Origin of the sequence: Mesorhizobium sp. B2-3-2, assembly GCF_006442295.1 — a bacterium.
Taxonomy (GTDB): Bacteria; Pseudomonadota; Alphaproteobacteria; order Rhizobiales; family Rhizobiaceae; genus Mesorhizobium.
In genome coordinates this window covers 1-20,352 of sequence record NZ_VFWA01000004.1, presented here as the reverse complement: position 1 = coordinate 20,352, position 20,352 = coordinate 1, and the positions used below count along the sequence as shown (strand labels likewise).

At 65.2% G+C, this 20,352-nt stretch carries 22 protein-coding genes; 10 read left to right on the top strand and 12 right to left on the bottom strand.

Translation table 11 applies throughout. The features are described from left to right. Positions 1-123: 123 nt before the first annotated feature. Entirely contained in the window at positions 124-1,401 is a 1,278-nt protein-coding gene (locus FJ964_RS11585) for a polyhydroxyalkanoate depolymerase (protein WP_140550527.1), read from the bottom strand. Between the two features lie 230 nt (positions 1,402-1,631). Continuing rightward, positions 1,632-2,000 (bottom strand): septal ring lytic transglycosylase RlpA family protein, encoded by a 369-nt coding sequence (locus FJ964_RS11580; protein ID WP_140550526.1) that lies wholly within the window; start codon positions 1,998-2,000, stop codon positions 1,632-1,634. 309 nt (positions 2,001-2,309) lie between these two features. Here FJ964_RS11580 and FJ964_RS30960 point away from each other — a divergent pair, with 309 nt between their 5' ends. Further along, positions 2,310-2,495 carry a hypothetical protein gene (locus tag FJ964_RS30960; RefSeq protein WP_181172442.1) on the top strand — a complete coding sequence of 62 codons (186 nt, stop codon included), beginning with the start codon at positions 2,310-2,312 and terminating at the stop codon, positions 2,493-2,495. A gap of 7 nt (positions 2,496-2,502) precedes the next feature. On the opposite strand, the gene FJ964_RS11570 is transcribed toward FJ964_RS30960, so the two are convergent. The 4 genes from FJ964_RS11570 to tauA all read right to left on the bottom strand — a co-directional run bounded on the left by FJ964_RS11570 (position 2,503) and on the right by tauA (position 5,524). Continuing rightward, positions 2,503-2,706 carry a hypothetical protein gene (locus tag FJ964_RS11570; protein WP_140550525.1) on the bottom strand — a complete coding sequence of 68 codons (204 nt, stop codon included), beginning with the start codon at positions 2,704-2,706 and terminating at the stop codon, positions 2,503-2,505. Between the two features lie 18 nt (positions 2,707-2,724). Beyond that, positions 2,725-3,585, bottom strand: coding sequence for an ABC transporter permease subunit (locus FJ964_RS11565; RefSeq protein WP_140550524.1), 861 nt, complete (start codon positions 3,583-3,585; stop codon positions 2,725-2,727). Continuing rightward, a complete protein-coding gene (locus FJ964_RS11560; RefSeq protein WP_140550523.1) occupies positions 3,582-4,355 on the bottom strand; it encodes a taurine ABC transporter ATP-binding protein in 774 nt (257 codons plus the stop codon). Before FJ964_RS11560 ends, FJ964_RS11565 begins: the two co-directional genes overlap by 4 nt. Positions 4,356-4,507: 152 nt before the next feature. Next, complete coding sequence (gene tauA, locus FJ964_RS11555; protein WP_140550522.1) at positions 4,508-5,524, bottom strand: taurine ABC transporter substrate-binding protein; 1,017 nt, start codon at positions 5,522-5,524, stop codon at positions 4,508-4,510. Positions 5,525-6,244: 720 nt separating this feature from the next. On the opposite strand from tauA, the gene FJ964_RS11550 reads away from it, so the two are divergent. The 8 genes from FJ964_RS11550 (at position 6,245) to FJ964_RS11510 (ending at position 15,543) form a co-directional block, all read left to right on the top strand. Next, positions 6,245-6,703 carry an Rrf2 family transcriptional regulator gene (locus FJ964_RS11550; protein ID WP_140550521.1) on the top strand — a complete coding sequence of 153 codons (459 nt, stop codon included), beginning with the start codon at positions 6,245-6,247 and terminating at the stop codon, positions 6,701-6,703. 25 nt (positions 6,704-6,728) lie between these two features. Then, complete coding sequence (locus FJ964_RS11545) at positions 6,729-8,069, top strand: FAD/NAD(P)-binding protein (RefSeq protein WP_140550520.1); 1,341 nt, start codon at positions 6,729-6,731, stop codon at positions 8,067-8,069. A gap of 375 nt (positions 8,070-8,444) precedes the next feature. Continuing rightward, the gene (locus tag FJ964_RS11535; RefSeq protein ID WP_140550518.1) at positions 8,445-9,902 is read left to right on the top strand and encodes a pyridoxal-phosphate dependent enzyme; all 1,458 of its coding nucleotides are present in this window, start codon (positions 8,445-8,447) and stop codon (positions 9,900-9,902) included. Continuing rightward, entirely contained in the window at positions 9,899-11,068 is a 1,170-nt protein-coding gene (locus FJ964_RS11530) for a PLP-dependent aspartate aminotransferase family protein (protein WP_140550517.1), read from the top strand. The genes FJ964_RS11535 and FJ964_RS11530 overlap by 4 nt, the downstream gene beginning before the upstream one ends. A gap of 111 nt (positions 11,069-11,179) precedes the next feature. Continuing rightward, on the top strand, positions 11,180-12,145 hold the full coding sequence (locus tag FJ964_RS11525) for a GlxA family transcriptional regulator (RefSeq protein WP_140550516.1): 966 nt from the start codon (positions 11,180-11,182) through the stop codon (positions 12,143-12,145). 147 nt (positions 12,146-12,292) lie between these two features. Next, entirely contained in the window at positions 12,293-13,597 is a 1,305-nt protein-coding gene (locus FJ964_RS11520) for a Xaa-Pro peptidase family protein (RefSeq protein ID WP_140550515.1), read from the top strand. Between the two features lie 283 nt (positions 13,598-13,880). Next, entirely contained in the window at positions 13,881-14,561 is a 681-nt protein-coding gene (locus FJ964_RS11515) for an isochorismatase family protein (protein ID WP_140550514.1), read from the top strand. A 13-nt stretch (positions 14,562-14,574) separates the two neighbouring features. After that, the gene (locus FJ964_RS11510; RefSeq protein WP_224713195.1) at positions 14,575-15,543 is read left to right on the top strand and encodes an alpha/beta hydrolase; all 969 of its coding nucleotides are present in this window, start codon (positions 14,575-14,577) and stop codon (positions 15,541-15,543) included. Positions 15,544-15,561: 18 nt separating this feature from the next. On the opposite strand, the gene FJ964_RS11505 is transcribed toward FJ964_RS11510, so the two are convergent. Both FJ964_RS11505 and rsmI read right to left on the bottom strand, forming a co-directional pair. Next, entirely contained in the window at positions 15,562-15,939 is a 378-nt protein-coding gene (locus FJ964_RS11505; protein ID WP_181172441.1) for a YraN family protein, read from the bottom strand. Beyond that, positions 15,932-16,843 carry a 16S rRNA (cytidine(1402)-2'-O)-methyltransferase gene (gene rsmI / locus FJ964_RS11500; protein ID WP_181172457.1) on the bottom strand — a complete coding sequence of 304 codons (912 nt, stop codon included), beginning with the start codon at positions 16,841-16,843 and terminating at the stop codon, positions 15,932-15,934. Before rsmI ends, FJ964_RS11505 begins: the two co-directional genes overlap by 8 nt. Positions 16,844-17,041: 198 nt before the next feature. Here rsmI and FJ964_RS11495 point away from each other — a divergent pair, with 198 nt between their 5' ends. Beyond that, entirely contained in the window at positions 17,042-17,221 is a 180-nt protein-coding gene (locus FJ964_RS11495) for a hypothetical protein (RefSeq protein ID WP_140550511.1), read from the top strand. 73 nt (positions 17,222-17,294) lie between these two features. Here the strand turns inward: FJ964_RS11495 and FJ964_RS11490 are convergent, their stop codons facing one another. The 4 genes from FJ964_RS11490 to FJ964_RS11475 form a co-directional block, all read right to left on the bottom strand. Further along, the gene (locus FJ964_RS11490; RefSeq protein WP_140550510.1) at positions 17,295-17,729 is read right to left on the bottom strand and encodes an EamA family transporter; all 435 of its coding nucleotides are present in this window, start codon (positions 17,727-17,729) and stop codon (positions 17,295-17,297) included. A 168-nt stretch (positions 17,730-17,897) separates the two neighbouring features. Then, positions 17,898-19,076: a radical SAM family heme chaperone HemW gene (gene hemW, locus FJ964_RS11485; RefSeq protein WP_140550509.1), complete on the bottom strand. Its 1,179-nt coding sequence runs from the start codon at positions 19,074-19,076 to the stop codon at positions 17,898-17,900. Beyond that, the gene (gene rdgB, locus FJ964_RS11480; protein WP_140550508.1) at positions 19,073-19,735 is read right to left on the bottom strand and encodes an RdgB/HAM1 family non-canonical purine NTP pyrophosphatase; all 663 of its coding nucleotides are present in this window, start codon (positions 19,733-19,735) and stop codon (positions 19,073-19,075) included. The genes hemW and rdgB overlap by 4 nt, the downstream gene beginning before the upstream one ends. After that, positions 19,735-20,145 (bottom strand): VOC family protein, encoded by a 411-nt coding sequence (locus tag FJ964_RS11475; protein WP_140550507.1) that lies wholly within the window; start codon positions 20,143-20,145, stop codon positions 19,735-19,737. Before FJ964_RS11475 ends, rdgB begins: the two co-directional genes overlap by 1 nt. Positions 20,146-20,352 lie beyond the last annotated feature (207 nt).

The following is a 20,352-nucleotide window of genomic DNA, read 5'->3' as shown; positions in this document are numbered from 1 at the left end:
CCGTGTCAATTACCACGATTGGGTGATTTGCGACATGGTTACCCGCGAGACGCATGGCAGCGGCGCCCGTGCGACAGGCCTGCCCGGCCTGTCCGGCGCGATCGGGCCGGCAATGCCGGCTGCCTATCTTTTGGCGGTGCGGACCAGCTTCGGTTTCACGGCGACCCGGTTCTGGCGGCCATAGCTGGTGATGAAGTCGACGATGCGCGGCACGATCTCGGAGCGGAAGCGCGAGCCGTTGAAGACGCCGTAATGCCCGACCGCGGGCTGCATGTAGTGCGCCTTCCTGTCGGCGGGAATGTTGACGCACAGATCGTGCGCCGCCCGCGTCTGGCCGAGGCCGGAAATGTCGTCGTTCTCGCCCTCCACCGTGAACAGCGCGACATTGCGGATGGCCGAGGGATCGATCGGCGTGCCGCGATGCGTCATCTCGCCCTTGGGCAAGGCATGCCGGACAAACACCGTGTCGACCGTCTGCAGGTAGAACTCCGCCGTCAAGTCCATCACCGCCAGATACTCGTCGTAGAAGTCGCGGTGCTTCTCGGCGCTGTCGCCGTCATGCTTCACAAGGTGCATGAAGAAGTCCTTGTGGGCGATGATGTGGCGGTCGAGGTTCATGCTCATGAAGCCCGAAAGCTGCAGGAAGCCTGGATAGACTTCGCGGCCGAAGCCCGGCACCGGCCAGGGCGCGCGCATCACGACATTGTCGCGGAACCAGTCTATGCCCTTCTCCTCGGCCAGAAGGTTGACCGCGGTCGGGTGGCGGCGCGTGTCGATCGGCCCGCCCATCAGGGTCATCGTCGCGGGAACGAAGGGGTCGCCGCGCGTTTCCATCAGCGCCACGGCCGCCAGCACCGGCACGGAAGGCTGGCAAACAGCCATCACATGCGTGTCGGGGCCCAGCACATGCAGCATGTCGACGACATAGTCGATATAGTCGTCGAGATCGAATTGGCCGTCGGCCGTCGGCACCATGCGGGCGTCGATCCAGTCGGTGATGTGCACGTCGGCATGGGGCAGCATGGCTTCGACCGTGCCGCGCAGCAGCGTCGCATAGTGGCCCGACATCGGCGCCACGATCAGAAGCTTCGGATCGCGCCGCCGCCCGGCGGGCACGGCGCGCTCGAAACGCACTAGGTTGCAGAACGGCCGCGACCAGACGGTCTTCTCCGTCACTGCCACGCTCTTCCAGTCGACCACCGTCTTGTCGAGGCCGAATTGCGGCTTGCCGTAGCGGCGCGTGGTGCGCTCGAACAGCTCGGCGCCCGCCGCGATCGAGCGGCCCCAGGACGTGTGCGACAACGGATTGAGCGGGTTGGAATAGAACAGCCGCACCGCATCGGCATAGAGACGGGCCGGCTGCAGGGCGGCGTGGTTCATTTCATAGAGCTGGTAGAACATCCGTTTACCCCGCTGCGGCCTGCGACCGAAGGGGCGGCGAGCAGCGCCTGGCCCTAACTGTCTCGCGGGGAAGTTAACAACTAATTGCTGCGATGCAATACGTCACGTGGCGTGATCTATACGCATTCTTGGTCCAAAGCTTTGGAAATCAGCCTTGGACGGTACAAGCCGGCTCATTGTGCAGGTGCGAAGGCGGCACGACGGCCCGGCCGCGAGGCCGGGCAACGTGGTCAGACGCGCGCCATGCAAACCGCGGTGTGGCCGGAACCGATGAACCCGAGCTGGCCGGCGGCACCCTTCGACAGGTCGAGCACGCGTCCCCTGATGAACGGGCCGCGATCGTTGATGCGCACCACGACGCTGCGGCCATTGTGCTGGTTGGTGACCCGCAGCTTGGTGCCGAAAGGCAGCGTGCGGTGGGCAGCGGTCAAGGCCGAAGGGTTCATCCGTTCGCCCGACGCGGTCCTGGAGTGAAGGGCGTACCAGGAAGCGCGGCCGCATTGGCCGGCGGCGGAGGCGGCTGGAGTGGCGGAGGCGCCGACCATCAGGCCAGCAGCGATCGTCACCGCGGTAAGCGCGGTCCGGTTGTTGTTATTCATATCTGGGGGAAGGCTCCGTTTTTGACAGACCCCAGCCGTTACGGAGACAATAAGGCACGAAATGCGGCAATCATCTGGCAGTTCCGTGGCATCGGCACACGTTTAGAGTCGCCCGGTAACAGTCTGTCAGTGATTTTCCGGTGATCCGCGATCAAGTCGCGATGATGTTCCAGTCGACAGCCATGTCTTGTTTGACAAGATCGAGCGGCAACATCCAAGTAGAAGATGCTGCCCTTGACCCGATTCCTTTGCCTCTTTCATCGCGACGGCGGCGATGCAACCGATCAACTTCGGAAGGAGAATCCGGCAATGAGACTGACCAAAAATTTGCTGGCGTTGATCGTGGTGGCCGTGGGCGCGCTGTGGTCGCTGCAAGGCATCGGCGTGATCGGCGGCAGCTTCATGACCGGCCAGTCGCAATGGCTCACCATCGGCATCGTCGTCATGCTGGTTGGTCTCGCCGGGCTGGTGTGGGCGAACCCTTCGCGCGGTTGAGCCGCTCTCACTGCGACCAGTACTGCCAGGCCCAGTAGAAGCTCTCATCTCGCGGCGGCAGGCGGTCACGCCCGGCCGGGAGTTGGACGGGCGCCGGCGAGCGCGGACCGTCCTCCCTTGTCGCCTTGTCCTCTATCGCCTTGTCATCGGATGTCAGGCCCAGCAGCCAGGTGCCGAAATGGGCGAACAGCATGGCGGTGGAATGGGTCATCCTCATCTCCGTTTCCGATCATTCGCGTCCGGCCCACGGCACAAGCGCGCGCTCGATCCTGCGGATGGCGAATTCGAGCACGAAGGCGATGGCCGCGATCACCAAAATGCCCATGACCACCACGTCGGTGACCAGGAACTGCGCCGCCGACTGGATCATGAAGCCAAGCCCGCGCGTCGCCGCCACCAATTCTGCGGCGACCAGCGTCGACCACCCGGCACCGAGCGCGATGCGCAGTCCGGTCAGGATCGACGGCAGCGCGCTGGGTAGGATCACGTGGCGGACCACCTGGCGCCTCGTCGCGCCAAGCGAACGCGCGGCGTTGATACGCTCCTGCGAGACGCCGCGGACGCCGGACGCGGTCGACAGGGCCACCGGCGCCAGCATGGCGATGGCTATCACTAGGACCTTCGATGGCTCGCCGATGCCGAACCAGATGATAACCAGCGGCAGATAGGCGAGCGGCGGGATCGGCCGCAGGAATTCCAGCAGCGGATCGAAAATGCCGCGCCCTATGGTGCTGATGCCGATGGCGAGGCCAACCGGCACACCGACGAGGAGCGCCGCGATGAGCGCCGCGAACACCCGCCCCAGGCTGGCGGCGATATGCTGGACGAGCGTTGCGTCGACAAAGCCGTCGCGGGCGACGACGACGAATTTGTTCCACACCGCTAAAGGCGAGGGCAGGAACACCGGCGACACCAGCTGCAGGCGGGCCGACAGCGTCCAAAGCGCCAGCACCAGAAGAATGGTGGCCGCGCTGACCATGCGCGCCGAAACGCCCTTGCGCTTCGGGATCGGGCGCGACCACGGCACCGACAGGCCGTCGGCCTCTTCGATCCTGGAACCGGAGCGTTCGGTGTAGGATGAAACGGTCATGCCGCCTCCCCCTCGAAGATGGCGTCGGTCAGTTCGCCGCGCGCCGCGGCGAAGCCAGGATCGGCCTTGATGGCGCGGATGGCCTCGCCCGATGCGTAGCGCCTGGAGAAGCCCGGCTCCAAGGTCCGCACCACCCGGCCCGGCCCAGGCGCCAGGACGACGATGCGGGTGGCGAGCACCAGCGCCTCGTCGGTGCCGTGCGTGACCATCAGCACGCCGACCTTGCTTGCCGTCCACAGGTCGAGCAGCGTCGTCTGCATACGCTCGCGCGTCAGCGCGTCGAGCGCGCCGAGCGGCTCGTCGAGCAGCAGGAATTGCGGCTCGGCAGCCAGCGCCCGGGCAAGGCCGACGCGCTGGCGCATGCCGCCGGACAGCTCCCAGATGCGCTTGTCGCCGGCATCGGTGAGCTTGACCAGGCCGAGCAATTCGTCGGCGCGGCATGCCCGCTCGGATGGCCCGACACCGCGTAGCCTGAGCGCGAAGGCGACGTTCTCGCGCGCGGTCAGCCAAGGAAACAGCGCGTCGTTCTGGAACACCACCGCCCGGTCCGAACCGGGTGCTGCGATCGGCCGGCCGTTGATCGTGGCCGTGCCGCGTGCCGGCGTGACAAAGCCGGCGGCGACATTGAGCAGCGAGGTCTTGCCGCAGCCGGAACGGCCGACAAGGACGACGAAATCATTCTTGGCGATATCGATCGACACCCGCTCGACGGCGGGTGCCGGCTGACCGTCATAGTGGACCGAGATTCTGTCGAGCACGAGATGCGACATGAGCCCTCGCAGGGAGTTCGTTGAAGTCCACCTGCCCGAAGCCGCGCCTCGTCAGCGGCTCCGGGACAGACGACACGCGGCGTCAAGAAAGACGTGCGCGTCTCATCGGGCGCCACCTGCCTGTCGTGGCATGGGGCGCTCCAACAGTCGGATCAGTTCGAGGCCAGCGCCTCGGTGACGTATTTCGATGTCACATATTTCGAATAGTCCGGCAGCACGGCGTCGACCTTGCCCTGCTCCTTGAGGAACGCGGATGCCGCCGCGATCGCCTTGACCGTGCCGCCGCCGAGGAACTTGTCGGAGGCCTGTTCTTCGAGTGTCGGGAAGACATAGCCCTTGAGCAGTTCAGGCACTTCCTCGACCTTGGCGCCGGTCAGCTTGGCGATCTCAGCCGCCTGCGGCGACGCTGCCGACCAGGCATCGGGCTTGGCCAGGTACTCGGCATAGGCTGCACCCGTCACCTTGACGAAGTCGCGCACCGCTTCCGGGTTCTTTTCGGCAAAGTCGGTGCGCACGATCCAGGCGTCGAAGGTCGGCGCGCCCCAGGCGGCGACCTCAGAGGAATCCAGCACCACCTTGCCTGATGTCTTGACCTGGCCGAGCGCCGGATCCCAGACATAGGCCGCATCGATGTCGCCGCGTGCGAAGGCGGCGGCGATTTCCGGCGGCCTGAGATTGAGGATCTCGACCGACTTCGGGTCGACACTCTCATGCTTGAGCGCGGCAAGCAGGCTGTAATGCGTGGTCGAGACGAAGGGCACGGCCACCTTCTTGCCGGCGAGGTCGGCGACCTTCTCGATGCCGGCGCCGTTGCGTGCGACCAGGGCCTCGGATGGCCCGATCAGGCCGACGACGAAGATCGTCTGGACCGGCAACTCGCGGCTCGCCGCCGCCGCCAACGGGCTCGAACCGACATAGCCGATGTCGACCGAGCCGGATGCGGCCGCGGCGATGACATCGGCGCCGGAATCGAATTTCCGCCAGTCGATGGCGGCCTTGGTAGCCTTTTCATAGGCACCATCGGCCTGCGGCACCTTGGAGGGTTCGACCACCGTCTGGTAGCCGATGGTGATCTTGAGATCGTCGGCAAAAGCCGGGCCCAGGAAGGCGGCGCCGGCAAGCGCCGCCGAAGACAGGAGAAGGATGCGTCGCGAAATGGTGGTGGACATCAAGGGCTCCATGAAACAGGGGAAAACCGGATTGCTTCATGATAGTCCGCTAATTCTATCATTATTGTAGAGTTAAATTCTTCCAGTTGCGGCGGATTTGTTGGAAAAAATCGTCGGTGACGGGGTGCTCGGACGGATTTGGCGGCCGCAACCGCCTTCATCGCCTTCGATGCCAATTCGCCACATGAACAGGATGGTGCTCGGCAAAACCGCCAGGCTTCGTCATCCTCGGATCTGCGCCGCGTCGCTACGGTCCTTGTCGGCCTTGACGAGATCCGGAAAATCCGACGACACTGGGGGCAAGCGCCGGCACACTCATCCGCGAACAACGGTTCGCATTTCTGGCATGATATCGAGAAAATCATGCCTCAAATGACCAGGAAATTAAAAACATGTTCCGCCTATTCGGATTTAAGTATAGTAAGCTTATGGACATAGAGACTTGGAGGCGGCGATGAGAGGTCATACCCATCCGTATCGCGGCGATCACCTGTGGCACCAGTCTCAGGCCGTCGCGCCACGTTTTGTGTCCCCGGAGTCACAAGGCGGGTCCAAAATGACCGCAGCGGCTTGAAAACCAAGCAAGATCAATCGCGATTGGCTTGTATATCATGTCACTAGAATTTATGTGTCATGGGTGCTTGAGCGCGGCGGGAGGCACGCCAGGCGTTTCGCAACGGATGGCCTCGAGCCATCGCATGACAGAGAAACGTTCGGATCATGCTCACCAAGAAAGGCAAGTACGGGCTCAAGGCGCTCGTCCACCTGGCGCGGATGCCGGCCGGGCAACTTGCCTTCGTCAACGACATCGCCACCGGCAACAACATCCCGAAGAAGTTTCTCGACGCCATTCTGGGCGAACTGCGCAATGCCGGTTTCGTGCAGAGCCGCAAAGGCAAGGATGGCGGCTATCGCCTGGCGCGGCCGGCGGAGGAAATCAGGGTCGGCCATGTCGTGCGCGTGCTCGACGGCCCGCTGGCGCCGATCCCTTGCGCCAGCCGCACCCAGTATCAGCGTTGCGAAGACTGTAACGAGGCGACATGCCAGGTCCGACATCTGATGCTGGAAGTCCGGCAGGCGATCGCCGAGGTGCTCGACCAGCGCAGCCTCGCCGAGATGCGCGACATCGGCCTCGACGACCTTGCGACCGACGATCTGCCGGTTGCGGTGAAGGCCTGACGCCGGCGCTTCGCACGGGGCCGGCATGAGCGGCCGCGGCAGCTCGATCATCATTGTCGGCGGCGGCGCCAGCGGCGTCGTGCTCGCCGCGCATCTGCTGAGACAGCCCAATCCCGACCTTCGCGTCACGCTGATAGAGAAGCGCCCGCATTTCGGCCAGGGCATCGCCTATTCCACATTGCTCTCCGCGCATGTGCTGAACGTCAGCGCCGCCGGCATGAGCGCCTATGCCGACGATCCCGGCAATTTCTGGCGTTGGCTGCTGGAACGCCACCTGGCAACGCCGGCGCAGGCGCCGGTCTACGCGCCGCGCAGCATCTATGCCCGCTACCTCGGCGAATTGCTGGACGATCTCGAGGCGCGCGAGAGGGAGACTGGACGCCTCCGGCTGATCCATGAGGAAAGCCTGTCGATCTCGCCCACGGCCTCGGGGGTCGAAGTGGCGCTCGCTAACGGCACCAGCGTCGTCGCCCATCTGGCGGTACTCGCCACCGGCCATGACGAGGTGCCGGCCATGGGGCAAGGCCATGCAGTTCGGATGGGATCGGAGGCCGACACCGCGCTCGATCCCGACCGGAGCGTCATGGTGCTGGGCACCGGCCTCAGCATGGTCGATGCATTCCTGGCGCTCGAACAGCGCGGCCACCGGGCGGAGATCGTCGCGGTGTCGCGGCGCGGCCTGCTGCCCTCGCCGCACCGCAAGGGCAATCCGATCAAGCTTGACGTCGCCGACATCCCGCTCGGTACCCAGCTTTCCTATTTCGTTGGCTGGTTCCGCGATCTGATCCGGGAAAACCAGAAGGCCGGCATCGACTGGCGCGACGTCGTCGACGGCCTGCGCCCGTTCAACCAGAAGATCTGGCAGAACTGGCCGGCCTCGGCCAAGCGCCGTTTCGTCGAGCACACCAAGGCCTGGTGGGATATCCACCGCCACCGCATGGCGCCCGAGGTCCATTCCCGCGTCACGCAAGCCGTGCAGTCCGGCCGCATCCGCCTCGTTGCCGGCCGTGTCGTCGACATCGCGGCTGGCCAGGAGTTCACGGTCCAGGTCCAGTCGCGCCACACCAAGCGGCTGGAGAGGTTCGAGGTCGCCCGCATCTATGATTGCTCCGGCATCGTCAGGGATATCTCGGCCTCGTCGAACAGCGTCGTGCGCTCGCTGGTCGACCGCTCCCTGGCGCGGCCGGACCCGCTGCGCATCGGCCTCGACGTGACGGCTAATTGCGAGATCATCGCCGGCGACGGCACGGTGTCCAGGAAGATCCTCGCCGTCGGCCCGCTGACCAGAGGCACCTTCTTCGAGATCGACGCCATTCCGGATATTCGCGTCCAGTGTGCCAGGCTCAGCAAGCAGCTGCTGGGCTGAGGCACGGCAACAGGCGTGTGACTATCGAGCCTGGCGCTCTACGGCGCCCCCCTCTGGCCTGCCGGCCATCTCCCCCACAAGGGGGGAGATCGGCAGTTTCGCCGACCGCACCATTCTTTCAACGTTGGAGATTGGCGAAAGCCGTGGTGACAGCCAATCTCCCCACGCGTGGGGGAGATGGCCGGCAGGCCAGAGGGGGGCGCTGTCCCGCCAACGTCCGAGTCCTGCACCACAGCGAAAACGCCGAACGGGAATTTCATTCTCCATCTAGCCGGTCGATTGGCACGATCTATCTTCTTTCCCACTGCAAAGGGCTGGAAAAGAGGATACGCTGCCGCCCTGCACGAGGCGGCCGCTTGATCATGGAGCATCGATATGAGCAGGCACAAGATCGCGCCCTCGGATAGCGCCCCTTTGGAAAGCGCCGCTTCGGAAAACGCAATGTCGCGCCTGCGGCCACCTTACGGATCGGTGCTCGACCTGATCGGCCAGACCCCCGTGGTCGAGCTGACCCAATTCGACACCGGCAAATGCCGGCTGTTCATCAAGCTCGAAAGCCAGAATCCCGGCGGCTCGATCAAGGACCGTATCGCTTTGTCGATGATCGCCGCCGCCGAGAAAGGGGGCAGGCTGAAGCCAGGCGGCACGATCGTCGAGGCGACGGCCGGCAATACCGGCCTGGGCCTCGCCCAGGTCGGTATCCCCAAGGGCTACCGCATCATCCTGGTCGTGCCCGACAAGATGTCGCGCGAGAAGATCCAGCACCTGCGCGCGCTGGGTGCGGAAGTGCGCATGACGCGCTCCGATGTCGGAAAGGGCCACCCCGAATATTACCAGGACATGGCCGAAAAGATCGCGGCCGAGCTGCCCGGCGCCTTCTACGCCAACCAGTTCGCCAATCCGGCCAACCCTGAGGCGCATGAAACCACCACCGGTCCGGAAATCTTTTCGCAGCTCGACGGCGATGTCGACGCGGTGGTGGTCGGCGTCGGCTCAGGCGGCACGCTGACCGGCCTTGGCCGGTTCTTCGCCAAGGCATCGCCGAAGACGGAAATGGTGCTGGCCGATCCGGTCGGCTCGGTGCTGGCGCCGCTGATCAAGACCGGCAAGATGGTGGAGGCCGGCAGCTGGACGGTGGAAGGCATCGGCGAGGACTTCGTGCCGCCCAACGCCGAGCTGTCGCTGGTCAAGAAGGCCTATTCCATATCAGACAAGCAGAGCATGCTGGCGGTGCGCGATCTCCTGTCCCGGGAAGGCATCCTGGCCGGCTCGTCGTCTGGCACGCTGCTGTCGGCCGCCTTGCGCTATTGCCGCGAACAGACTTCGCCCAAGCGCGTCGTCACCTTCGTCTGCGACAGCGGCAACAAATATCTGTCGAAAGTCTTCGACGATTTCTGGCTGGCCGAACAGGGGCTGGCCGAGCACGAGCAGCATGGCGACCTGCGCGACCTGGTGATGCGCACGCACCGCACCGGCGACACCGTCTATGTCGGTCCGGACGAGAGCCTGCTCAACGCCTATGGCCGCATGCGCCGCTCCGATGTCTCGCAACTGCCGGTGCTCGACGACGGCAAGCTGATCGGCATCGTCGACGAAAGCGACATTCTGGCCAAGGTCGACGGCCCCTATGAGGGCCGCTGGGAGCGCTTCAACACGCCGGTACGCTCGGCGATGACCCCCAATCTGCATACTTTGCAGGCCAGCCAGACGCTGGACGCGCTGCTGCCGGTATTCGACCGCAACGAGGTCGCCATCATCTTCGACGGCGACGAGTTCGTCGGCCTGATAACCCGCATCGACCTGATCAACCATCTGAGGCGCCGTGCACGATGACCGCATCCGGAAAGAACCGCCTGGCCTTCTCCACGCGCACCATCCATGGCGGCCAGAGCCACGATCCCCTGACCGGAGCGGTGATGGTGCCGATCTACGCCACCTCGACCTATGGCCAGCAGTCTCCCGGCGTGCACAAGGGCTTTGAATATGCCCGGAGTCAGAATCCGACGCGCTTCGCCTTCGAGCGCGCGGTGGCCGATCTCGAAAGCGGCTCGGCTGCCTTCGCCTTCGCCTCCGGGCTGGCGGCGATCGCCACCGTTCTGGAGCTGCTCGATTCCGGCGCCCACATCGTCGCCACCGACGACATCTATGGCGGCTCCTTCCGCCTGATGGAGCGTGTGCGCAGGCGCTCCGCCAATCTGGAGATCTCCTTCGTCGACTTCACCGACCTTGCCGCCGTCGAGGCTGCGATCCGCCCGGAGACGAAAATGCTCTGGGTCGAGACGCCGACCAACCCGCTGCTGCGCATCGTCGATCTCGAAGGCGTCGCAGCCCTCGCCAGGCGCAAGGGCATCCTCTCGGTCGCCGACAACACTTTCTGCAGCCCCTATCTGCAGCGGCCGCTGGAGCTCGGCATCGACATCGTGGTGCATTCGACGACGAAGTACCTCAACGGCCATTCCGACATGGTCGGCGGCGTGGCTGTTGTCGGCGACAACAAGGATTTGGCCGATCGCCTGAAATTCCTGCAGAACGCCATCGGCGCCATTTCGGGCCCGTTCGACAGTTTTCTCGCCCTGCGCGGCCTCAAGACATTGGCACTGAGGATGGAGCGGCACTCGTCGAACGGCCTCAAGATCGCTCAGTGGCTGGAAGCCCGCAAGGATGTGCGCCGGGTCATCTATCCCGGCCTCGCCAGCCATCCGCAGCATGCCGTTGCCGTCCAGCAGATGCATGCGTTCGGCGGCATGATATCAGCCGTGCTCGACCGCGACCTCGCCGGCACAAAACGCTTCCTCGAACGCACGCAACTGTTCACGCTGGCCGAAAGTCTGGGCGGCGTGGAGAGCCTGATCGAGCATCCGGCGCTGATGACGCATGGATCGATTCCGGCGCAGAAGCGCGAAGAGATCGGCATATCGGATTCGCTGGTGCGGCTGTCGGCGGGCATCGAGGATGGCGACGATCTGATCGCGGATCTGGGGCAGGCGCTGGGGGGCTGAGGGGCGGCACTCCCGCTGAGACAAGCCAGTCTCCAAAGCCAGCGCCAACCTCGCAGAAAGCCAGCCACAACCCCGTTGACCCCAAATCCCATCTGCCCGAGATGTAGCGCTATGGGCACGCGCGACACATCTCCCGATACGCCCCTCACCTTCGCGGTGCTGGTGTTCCCCGGCTTTCCGATGATGGCATTCTCGTCCGTCATCGAGCCGCTGCGCGCCGCCAACATATTGGCGAAGCGGGAATGCTATCGCTGGATAATCGTCGGGGCTACCCAGGGTGCGGTCGAGGCCTCGAACGGCGTCGTCATCCAACCGGGCTTCTATGCCGAGGATGCGCCCAAGGTCGACCGCATCGTCGTCTGCTCGGGCGGCGATGCCGATCATCTCGTCGCCGAGGATGCGGCAAGCTGGATCCGCCGCAGCTTGCGCAATGGCGCCCATATCGGCGCGGTGGCGGATGCCGCCTTCTTCCTCGCCCGCGCCGGCCTGCTCGACGGCCATGCCTGCACCTTGCACTGGACCAGCCAGGCGGCCTTCACCGAGGCCTTTCCCAACGTCGAGCTGAGGCGCGACCTCTATGTCATCGACCGCAAGCGTTTCACCTCGGCCGGCGGCGTCGGCAGCCTCGACATGATGCTGGAGATCATTACCCGCGACTACGGCGCCGAACTTGCGGCCGGCGTCGCCGAATGGTTCGTGCACAGCCAGCTGCGCTCCAGCGTCGACCGCAAGCTGATGCCGCTGCGCCTGCGCACCGGCGTGCGGAACGAGCTGGTGCTGTCGGCCATCGCCATCATGGAGGATGCTGTGGAGGAGCGGCTCGGCATGGCGGAGCTGACCGCGAGGCTCGGCGTGTCTTCGGACAAGCTCGAACGCTCCTTCCGCTCCGAACTCGCCATCTCGCCCAATGGCTATTACCGGCGGCTCAGGCTGAAGCGCGCCGCCGATCTGCTCGCGCACTCCACGCTCGCGGTGCGCGACGTGGCGCTCGCCTGCGGCTTTGCCTCGATGTCGAGCTTCGCCCGGGCGTTCAGGGAGGAGCATGGGCATCCGCCGAAACTGGCGAGACGGCATTAGGTACTTTCGAAGGTTGGCGGGGCGCCTGGCACCTGCATCTCTCGTTAGCGTAGCGGCATCCCGCACAACACACGCGGTTTTCCGCACAATGCACCCGCCCCTCCTGCGCCATGGTCAAGCCTTGCAACCCACCCAAGGTCAGCCCCCATGAGCATCGTCGTATTCGACCCCGACAGCACTGAAGACGTCGACTTCAAGGACCGCATGCGCCACCCCGCGGCGGCCGATCCGGCGGGCGGCATGTGGCTGTCCGACACCGAGCCGTCCTTCATCGATGCCGACGCCCTGCGTAAAGGCCGGCTTGCCAAGCTGCGCGGCTGGATGCGTGAGGCCGGCTATGGCGGCGTGGTGCTGTTCGATCCCTACAACCAGCGCTACGCCACCGGCTCGCGCAACATGTTCGGCTATTTCCTGCGCAATTCGACCCGCTATTTCTTCATCCCGACAGAAGGGCCGATCGTTCTGTTCGAATACCCGCAGAGCTACCATGTCTCGATGGTGCTCGACACGATCGACGAGGCGCGTCCGTCCAAGCTCGTCTGGTCGTCGGTGTCGGGCCGCGACGACGAGACCGCCGGTCCCTTCGCCGACGAGATCGCCGAACTCCTGAAGCAGCATGGCGGCGGCTCGATGAAGCTCGGGCTCGACCGCTGCAGCCACTTGCAGGCGCTGGCCCTGGAAAAGCGCGGCTGCGAGGTCCGGGATTGCCAGGGCGAGATCCTGGCGGTGCGCGCGGTCAAGACGCCGGAGGAAGTGAAATGCCTGCAGGTGTCGATGGCCGGCGCGGAAGCCGCTGTCTATGCGGTGCGCGAGGCGATCAAGCCCGGCGTTTCCGAGAACGAGCTGTTCGCCATCATGTATGGCGAGGTCATCCGCCAGGGCGGCGAGTTCATCGAGACGCGGCTGTTGACGTCTGGCCAGCGCACCAACCCCTGGTTCAACGAGGCCAGCGGGCGAAAAATCCGGCCGGGCGAATTGCTGGCGCTCGATACCGACACGATCGGCTGCTATGGCTATTACTCGGATTTCTCGCGCACCTTCCGCTGCGGGCCCGGCAAGCCGACCCCCTATCAGAAATCGCTCTACCGCATGGCGCACGACCAGGTTCAGCACAACATCTCGATCGTGAAGCCCGGCATGGCTTTCCGCGAGATCGCCGAAAAGGCATGGAAGATCCCTGACCGCTTCGTCGACCAGCGCTACACCTCGGTCATGCACGGCGTCGGCATGCATGGCGAGACGCCTTTCATCGCGCACGCCATGGACTACGAAACCTATGGCCGCGACGGCCATATCGTGCCAGGCATGGTGGTGAGCGTGGAAAGCTATATTGGCGAGAAGGGCGGCCGCGAGGGCGTCAAGCTGGAGGACGAGATCCTGATCACCGAGACCGGCACCGAGCTCCTGTCGCGTTTTCCTTATGAGGATGAATTTCTGGAGAAGCAGGTTTGATGTTCGCTGCTTGCCTCGGCGACGTATCGCAGCTGAAGAACGAGCGCCTCATTCCTTGGCGCCCCCCTCTGTCCTGCCGGACATCTCCCCCTCAAGGGGGGAGATCGGCAGCTTCGCTTGCGGCGCTTTTTCCTGCAACGCGGGTTATGGGCGAAAGCATTCGCGGCCGCCAATCTCCCCCCTTGAGGGGGAGATGCCCGGCAGGGCAGAGGGGGGCGCTTACCCTCCGGCATATGGAAGGATCGTGGACCGCCGCGCCCTTCCATGACGAGGGCTCACGCCCATGAAAACCCCCCTCTCCATCAAGTGCGGCACGGTTGCCGCTGTCTTCATCGACCTGCAGGAGGAGCACCGGCAGGACCCGCGCTACCTCGTCGAGGGCTTTGAGGCGATTCTCGCCAACGTCCAGCGCCTGCAGGCGGCGGCGCGGCAGAACCATGTGCCGCTTTACCACTGGGCCTATATTGTCGATCTCGACAAGCAGGACCGGCCCTTCCATCCCGTCGGAGAGGACGGCAAGTCCGCTTTCTCCGACAAGAGCGATCCGCTGACCGAAATCTGCCATGAGGTGGCGCCGGCCCAGGGGGAGACGCTGCTGATCAAGGCCGAGGCCAGCGCCTTCCGGTCGGGGCCGGCTACCGACCAGCTGAAGGCGCGCGGCATCGAATGGCTGGTCATAGCAGGCGTGTGGACCGAGGCCTGCATCGACGCCACAGTGAAGGACGCCGTGGCGCGCGGCTTTCGCGTGCTTCTGGTCAAGGATGCCTGCGGCAGCGGCAGTGCCGCCATGCACCAGACCGCCATCCTCAACCTCGCCAACCGGCTCTATGGCGGCGCCGTCACCGACACAGACGGCGCCTGCCGGCTGCTGGCCGGCGAGAGCGCCACCGTCTGGCAGGTCGAGGGCTCGGTACCGCTGCGCTTCAGCTTTGAAAACGCGGCCAGGCTTTACAGCGAGCTTTAAGGCAATGCCTTCCGTGGGCAGCAGTGAAACGACCAGGCGCGGCAAATACGCGACGCTGCTCGACCCTGCGCTGTGGGCCTATATAGACGGCATCAACGCCTGGTATCCGCCCGAGACGATCGACCTGCCGATCGCCAAGCAGCGGGCGATCTATGACAGGATGTGCCGAGCGCTTCGCCAGCCCTATCCGCCCGGGGTGACGGCCAGCGACGACCTCATCGCCGCCCCCGGCCGCGGCATAGCGGTGCGGCGTTACCGGATGCCAGGCACCGCGCCGGCCACGGTGCTTTATTACCATGGCGGCGGCTTCATCCTCGGCGGGCTCGACAGCCATGACGACATCTGCGCCGAGATCTGCGCCGGCACCGGATTTGCTGTGTTCTCGGTAGACTATCGGCTGGCGCCCGAACATCTTCATCCCGCCGCCTTCGACGACGCTCTGGCCGCCTTCGAATGGGCGGCGGCCACGGCGAGCGGGCCACTGCTGCTGTGCGGCGAGAGCGCCGGTGGCAATCTGGCGGCGGCGGTCAGTCATGCGACGCGCGCTCACGCGAAGAGGCCGACCGGCCAGGTGCTGATCTATCCCGGCCTCGGCGGCGACGAGACTGCCCGCTCCTACATCGAGCATGCCGAGGCGCCGCTTCTGTCGACTGGCGATGTCGCCTTCTACCGCCACGTCCGCTCGGCCAAGAGACAGGCGCCGGACGATCCGACCTTCTCGCCGCTGCGCGCCGCCGACTTCCCCGGCCTGCCGCCCACCGTCGTCTTTACTGCCGAATGCGACCCGCTGTCGTCGGATGGCGAGGCCTATCGCGACCGCATCCTGGCTGCCGGCGGCAGAGCGAGCTGGCGTGAGGAGAAGCGCCTCGTGCACAGCTTCCTGCGCGCCCGCACCACGGTGCCGGCCGCCGCCGAGGCGTTCCGGCGCATAATCGCGGCGATCGCGGCACTTGGCGCGGGCGAATGGCCCATCGAACGCTGAACCCCAGCGACGCAGCCCTCAATTGCGCCCGTAAAACGCGTTCTCAACATGCACCGGCCAACGCCAGGGCAGCACTGCCACCATGTCGAAGCGCATCGACAATCTGCCGTAGTCGGACTGGCGCGACAGCCAAACGTCGGCCGCAGCTTCGATGCGACGCTCCGATTCATGGGCGATCGCCTCCATTGCTTCCATCAGCGTGCGGCGCGCCTTGACCTCGATGAACAAAACCAGGTCGCCGCGCCGCGCGATCAGGTCGATCTCGCCGAACCGCGTGCGATGGCGGCGCGCCAGGATCCGGTAGCCCTTCAGCATCAGCGCGGCCGCCGCCAGCCATTCGCCGCGATGGCCGCGCCGATAGGCCTTTTGGCGGCTGACGCTCGGGAGCCTAGCCACGGTCCTCTCCAGAGACATCCCTGAGTTCCAGCAGCCGCCGATAGAGCGCCTGCTTCTGGCCGCCGGTCATCCTGGCCGCTTCCGCCGCCGCCTTCGAGGCCGGCATCTCGGCGGCGAGCGACAACAGCAGGCGATCGATGTCCGCAGGCGTCTCCGCCCTGGCCTCGGCCGGACCGACGCAGACGACGATCTCGCCCTTCGGCGTATCGGCCGCGGCATAGTGGTCGGCCAGCGCCCTCAGCGTGCCGGTGCGCATCTCCTCGAAGGTCTTGGTCAATTCCCTGCCGACGGCTGCCTTGCGCTCACCGCCGAGCGCTTCGGCCATCGCGCCGAGCGATTCGGCCAGCCGGCGCGGCGATTCGAAGAAGATCAGCGTCGCCGGCACCGCTTTAAGCGCTTCCAGCCGCGCCAGCCGCTGCCCCGCCTTGACCGGCAGGAAGCCGGCGAACAGGAAGGCATCCGAAGGCAGGCCGGATGCGGTGAGCGCGGCAAGCGGCGCGGACGGGCCGGGGATGGGCACGACGCGAATGCCCTGGTCGAGCGCCTCGCCGACCAGCCGGTAGCCGGGATCGGAAACCAGCGGCGTGCCGGCATCCGAGATCAGGGCCACGCTCTGCCCCGACTGGAGCGCCGCTATCAATTTTGGCCCGGCCTCGCTGGCATTGTGCTCGTGATAGGCCGTGGTGCGGCGGCGGATGCCGTAGCGGTCGAGCAGCACGCGCGACACGCGCGTGTCCTCGCAGGCGACCATGTCGGCGGCGGCCAGCGTCTCAAGCGCGCGCAGCGTGATGTCGGCGAGATTGCCGATCGGCGTCGCCACCAGATAGAGCGCCGGTTCCAGCGGCCGGGCCGTAATCTCGGTCTGTCCGATCACATAGCTGCGCTTGCCCGTCTCGCCAGTCACCGGTGCCTTCTCCGTCAGCGGCGCGCCCGCGTCCAATGGAGCCGCGAAGGACGTTCCGAAATCATCCGCCCTGTTTGGCACGGCCCGCGCCGGGTTGCAAAAGCGGCTGTAATGCAAGGCGAGCGCCATTCCTTCGCCACAGTAGGGAACGAAACCGGCTTTCGCAGATTTAGCCCCTGATTCCCCCGGGAGGACAGGATGGACAGACTGACGATACAGGACGCTTTCGAGCCCTACTATGCAGGCCGCAAGCGCTTTGCCGCGCAAGGAGACGGGAAGCCGCCCGCCACCACAGACGGCAAGCAGGGGCCCGCGCGCCGCCCGCCACCAGAGATCAAGCTACCCGACAACAAACCCGACAGCACGACGGAGCACTGACCGGACGATGCCCAATCGCTTCGATATTTTCATCACCCGTCTCGAAACCAAGAACGCCCGCCACGGCGCAGCACTACCCTCGATAAGCGACCAGCACCGCGCCCGCCGCGATAAGGGCGACGCCAAGCCAGTTCGCACTGGTGAGCCGCTCGCCGAGAAAGACCGCGCCAAACACCGCCACAAGCACGACGCTTAGCTTGTCGATGGGCGCCACCTGCGCCGCATTGCCGATTTTCAGCGCGCGGAAATAGCAGAGCCACGAGGCTCCGGTCGCCAGTCCCGACAGGCCGAGGAAAAGCCAGGTCTTTCCGGAGATCGAGGCCCATGATTGGAATTGGCCACTGGCGGCGAGGATGGCCGCAAGCACGACCAGGATGATGGCTGTCCGGATGAGGGTGGCGAAATCGGAATTGATCGTTTCGATGCCCACCTTGGCAAAGATCGCCGTCAGTGCCGCAAAAGCCGCTGACAGCAGCGCCCAGAATTGCCAGGAAAGCGTCAGGTTCATTTCGGGCCTCGCGATGTCCTGGGTCCAGATAACGTGAAACCCGCGCCTCCAGAAGCGCAATCTCCGGCTTCGGGATTGAGAGCGGTATCCCGCCTTCGTCCTCCTCGGATCTGCGCGCCGCTTCGCATTACTCCGCTGGTGGATGACTTCGCTGGTGGATGTGGGGGCCTACCGCGCCAGATCGGCTACCACCGCGTCGAGCACGATCATGCCGGCGGGCGTGGCGCGCAGGCGGGCGTTGCCGATCGGCGCCACCAGGCCTTCGCCCTGCAGCACCGACAGCCGTGCGCTCGACAGGCCGCGCCCGGAAAACGCTTCGTAGCGCGACAGGTCGATGCCTTCCGCCAGCCTCAGTCCCATCAGCAGGAACTCGTCCGCCTCTTCGGAGCGCGTCAGGGTCTCGCCGCCGGTGACGCCATGCCCCTTGGCCTCGACAAGATTGGCCCAGGTCTCCGGCATCTTCTCCGCGATGGTCACGACGCGGTGGCCGTTCTCGACGAAACGGCCATGCGCGCCGGGGCCGACGCCGACATATTCGCCATAGCGCCAGTAGGTCAGATTGTGGCGGCTTTCGGCACCCGGCCGGGCGTGGTTTGAGATCTCATATGCCGGCAAGCCATGAGCTGATGTCACCTCTTGCGTGAGCGCATAAAGGTCGGCGGCGTGGTCGTTGTCGGGGATGATGAATTTCTTCGCCGCGTGCAGCGCGTGGAACGGCGTGCCTTCCTCGATGGTCAGCTGATAGAGCGACAGATGGTCGGCGGCGTGGCCGATCGCCTGTTCGAGCTCCGATGCCCAAGCCTCCGGCGTCTGGCCTGGCCGTGCGTAGATCAGGTCGAAGGAGAGCCTTGGGAATATCTCCCGCGCGAGCCCGATCGCGTGCAGCGCCTCGTCCACATTGTGCAGCCGGCCAAGGAAGCGCAAATCCTTGTCGTTCAGCGCCTGCACGCCGAGCGAGACCCGGTTGACGCCCGCCGCGCGATAGCCGCGAAAGCGTTCGGCTTCGACCGAAGTGGGATTGGCCTCCAGCGTCACCTCGATGTCGTCGGGCACCGTCCAGTTCTTCGCCACAGCGTCCAGGACCCTTGCTACCGTTTCCGGCTTCATCAGCGACGGCGTGCCGCCGCCGAGAAAGATGCTGGTCACCTCGCGCGGGCCGGTGCGCTGGCGCATCGTCGCCAATTCCGCCTCGAAGGCGGCGGCAAAGCGCTCCTGGTCGACCGGCTGGTGGCGGACATGGCTGTTGAAGTCGCAATAAGGGCACTTGGCCGCGCAGAACGGCCAATGCACATAGACGCCGAAACCGGGGCTGCGGTCGAGCGGCATGGTGGCGCCGGGCCTGATCATGCCGAGCCTAACCTGGCCAGACCCAATCGAGCTTGGGCGAATTTCTGGAAGGCGCGGGCGCGATGCGACAGCGCCGTGGCCTGGCCGGGCTTCCAGCCATGTTTCTCCTCGGCGCTCATCTCGCCGAAGGTTTTTTCGAAGCCGTCCGGCAGGAACACCGGGTCATAGCCGAATCCGAGCTCGCCGCGCGGCGGCCAGACCAACGTGCCTTCGGCCTCGCCGCGGTAATATTCTGCCTCGCCGTCGGGAAAGGCGAGGCAGATGACGGCGACGAAGCGTCCCGTGCGCTGCGCGGGCGTGGCCGCGCCGACTTCCTGCAGCGCCACTTCGGTGCGCTGCATGGCGATGCCGAAATCCCTGCTGCCATCAGGTGTTTCAGCCCAGTTGGCGGTGTAGACGCCGGGCGCGCCGTCGAGCGCGTCGACGCACAGGCCCGAATCATCCGACAGCGCCGGCAGGCCCGTCGCCTTGGCCGCGGCGAACGCCTTTATATAGGCGTTCTCCTCGAAGGTGGTGCCGGTTTCGTCGGGTTCGGGCAAGCCGTAGTCCTTCGCCGATTTCGCCTCGAATCCGAACGGCGCCATCAGATCGGCGAATTCGCGCAGCTTGCCTTCATTGTGGCTGGCGACGACGATCTTTTTTCCGTCGAGTGAATGCATCAAAGTCCCCAGATTCTCGGCTCGGCGAATTCGATCGAATTGCCGGAAGGATCGCGGATATAGAGCGAGCGGCCGCCTTGCGGCCATTCGAATTCGCTTTCGATGGCGATGCCCTTCGCCTCCAGATGGGATCTCCAGCGGCTGATTTCATCGGCGGTCGCCGCGAAGCAGAGATGGCCTTCGCCCGATGTGCCGTGCGGCGGGACTTTCAGCCTCGCGTCGGGCGCGGGCGGGACCTTGGTCGCCTCGGCGTTGAAGATCAGCAGCACGCCGGCTCCGCAACGGAAGAAGAGATGGCGGCCCTCGACCTTGCCGAGAGGAGTGAGGCCGAGGACATCGGTGTAGAACGCTTCCGCTGCGGCTAGGTCGGTGACGTAGAGAGCTGATTCAAGAATGGCGGAGGGTATCACGAGGCGCCCCCCTCTGCCCTGCCGGGCATCTCCACCACAAGGGGGGAGATCAGCCGCCATCGCGGCTTTCGCCAATTACTTTCGTTGTAGAAGTGAACGGAGCGCCAAAGCTGCCAATCTCCCCCCTCGTGGGCCTGTTGCGTTATTAGGGTCGGAGCGCAAGAGGAGAAGTAAGGGCCAATGCGGGGTGCCCTTCGGCGCGGGTTT

Excerpts from the sequence above, each read along its gene's own strand:
- FJ964_RS11585 (WP_140550527.1), bottom strand. The coding sequence starts at position 1,401 with ATGTTCTACCAGCTCTATGAAATGAACCACGCCGCCCTGCAGCCGGCC.
- FJ964_RS11580 (WP_140550526.1), bottom strand. The coding sequence starts at position 2,000 with ATGAATAACAACAACCGGACCGCGCTTACCGCGGTGACGATCGCTGCT.
- FJ964_RS30960 (WP_181172442.1), top strand. The coding sequence starts at position 2,310 with ATGAGACTGACCAAAAATTTGCTGGCGTTGATCGTGGTGGCCGTGGGC.
- FJ964_RS11570 (WP_140550525.1), bottom strand. The coding sequence starts at position 2,706 with ATGACCCATTCCACCGCCATGCTGTTCGCCCATTTCGGCACCTGGCTG.
- FJ964_RS11565 (WP_140550524.1), bottom strand. The coding sequence starts at position 3,585 with ATGACCGTTTCATCCTACACCGAACGCTCCGGTTCCAGGATCGAAGAG.
- FJ964_RS11560 (WP_140550523.1), bottom strand. The coding sequence starts at position 4,355 with ATGTCGCATCTCGTGCTCGACAGAATCTCGGTCCACTATGACGGTCAG.
- tauA (WP_140550522.1), bottom strand. The coding sequence starts at position 5,524 with ATGTCCACCACCATTTCGCGACGCATCCTTCTCCTGTCTTCGGCGGCG.
- FJ964_RS11550 (WP_140550521.1), top strand. The coding sequence starts at position 6,245 with ATGCTCACCAAGAAAGGCAAGTACGGGCTCAAGGCGCTCGTCCACCTG.
- FJ964_RS11545 (WP_140550520.1), top strand. The coding sequence starts at position 6,729 with ATGAGCGGCCGCGGCAGCTCGATCATCATTGTCGGCGGCGGCGCCAGC.
- FJ964_RS11535 (WP_140550518.1), top strand. The coding sequence starts at position 8,445 with ATGAGCAGGCACAAGATCGCGCCCTCGGATAGCGCCCCTTTGGAAAGC.
- FJ964_RS11530 (WP_140550517.1), top strand. The coding sequence starts at position 9,899 with ATGACCGCATCCGGAAAGAACCGCCTGGCCTTCTCCACGCGCACCATC.
- FJ964_RS11525 (WP_140550516.1), top strand. The coding sequence starts at position 11,180 with ATGGGCACGCGCGACACATCTCCCGATACGCCCCTCACCTTCGCGGTG.
- FJ964_RS11520 (WP_140550515.1), top strand. The coding sequence starts at position 12,293 with ATGAGCATCGTCGTATTCGACCCCGACAGCACTGAAGACGTCGACTTC.
- FJ964_RS11515 (WP_140550514.1), top strand. The coding sequence starts at position 13,881 with ATGAAAACCCCCCTCTCCATCAAGTGCGGCACGGTTGCCGCTGTCTTC.
- FJ964_RS11495 (WP_140550511.1), top strand. The coding sequence starts at position 17,042 with ATGGACAGACTGACGATACAGGACGCTTTCGAGCCCTACTATGCAGGC.
- FJ964_RS11490 (WP_140550510.1), bottom strand. The coding sequence starts at position 17,729 with ATGAACCTGACGCTTTCCTGGCAATTCTGGGCGCTGCTGTCAGCGGCT.
- hemW (WP_140550509.1), bottom strand. The coding sequence starts at position 19,076 with ATGATCAGGCCCGGCGCCACCATGCCGCTCGACCGCAGCCCCGGTTTC.
- rdgB (WP_140550508.1), bottom strand. The coding sequence starts at position 19,735 with ATGCATTCACTCGACGGAAAAAAGATCGTCGTCGCCAGCCACAATGAA.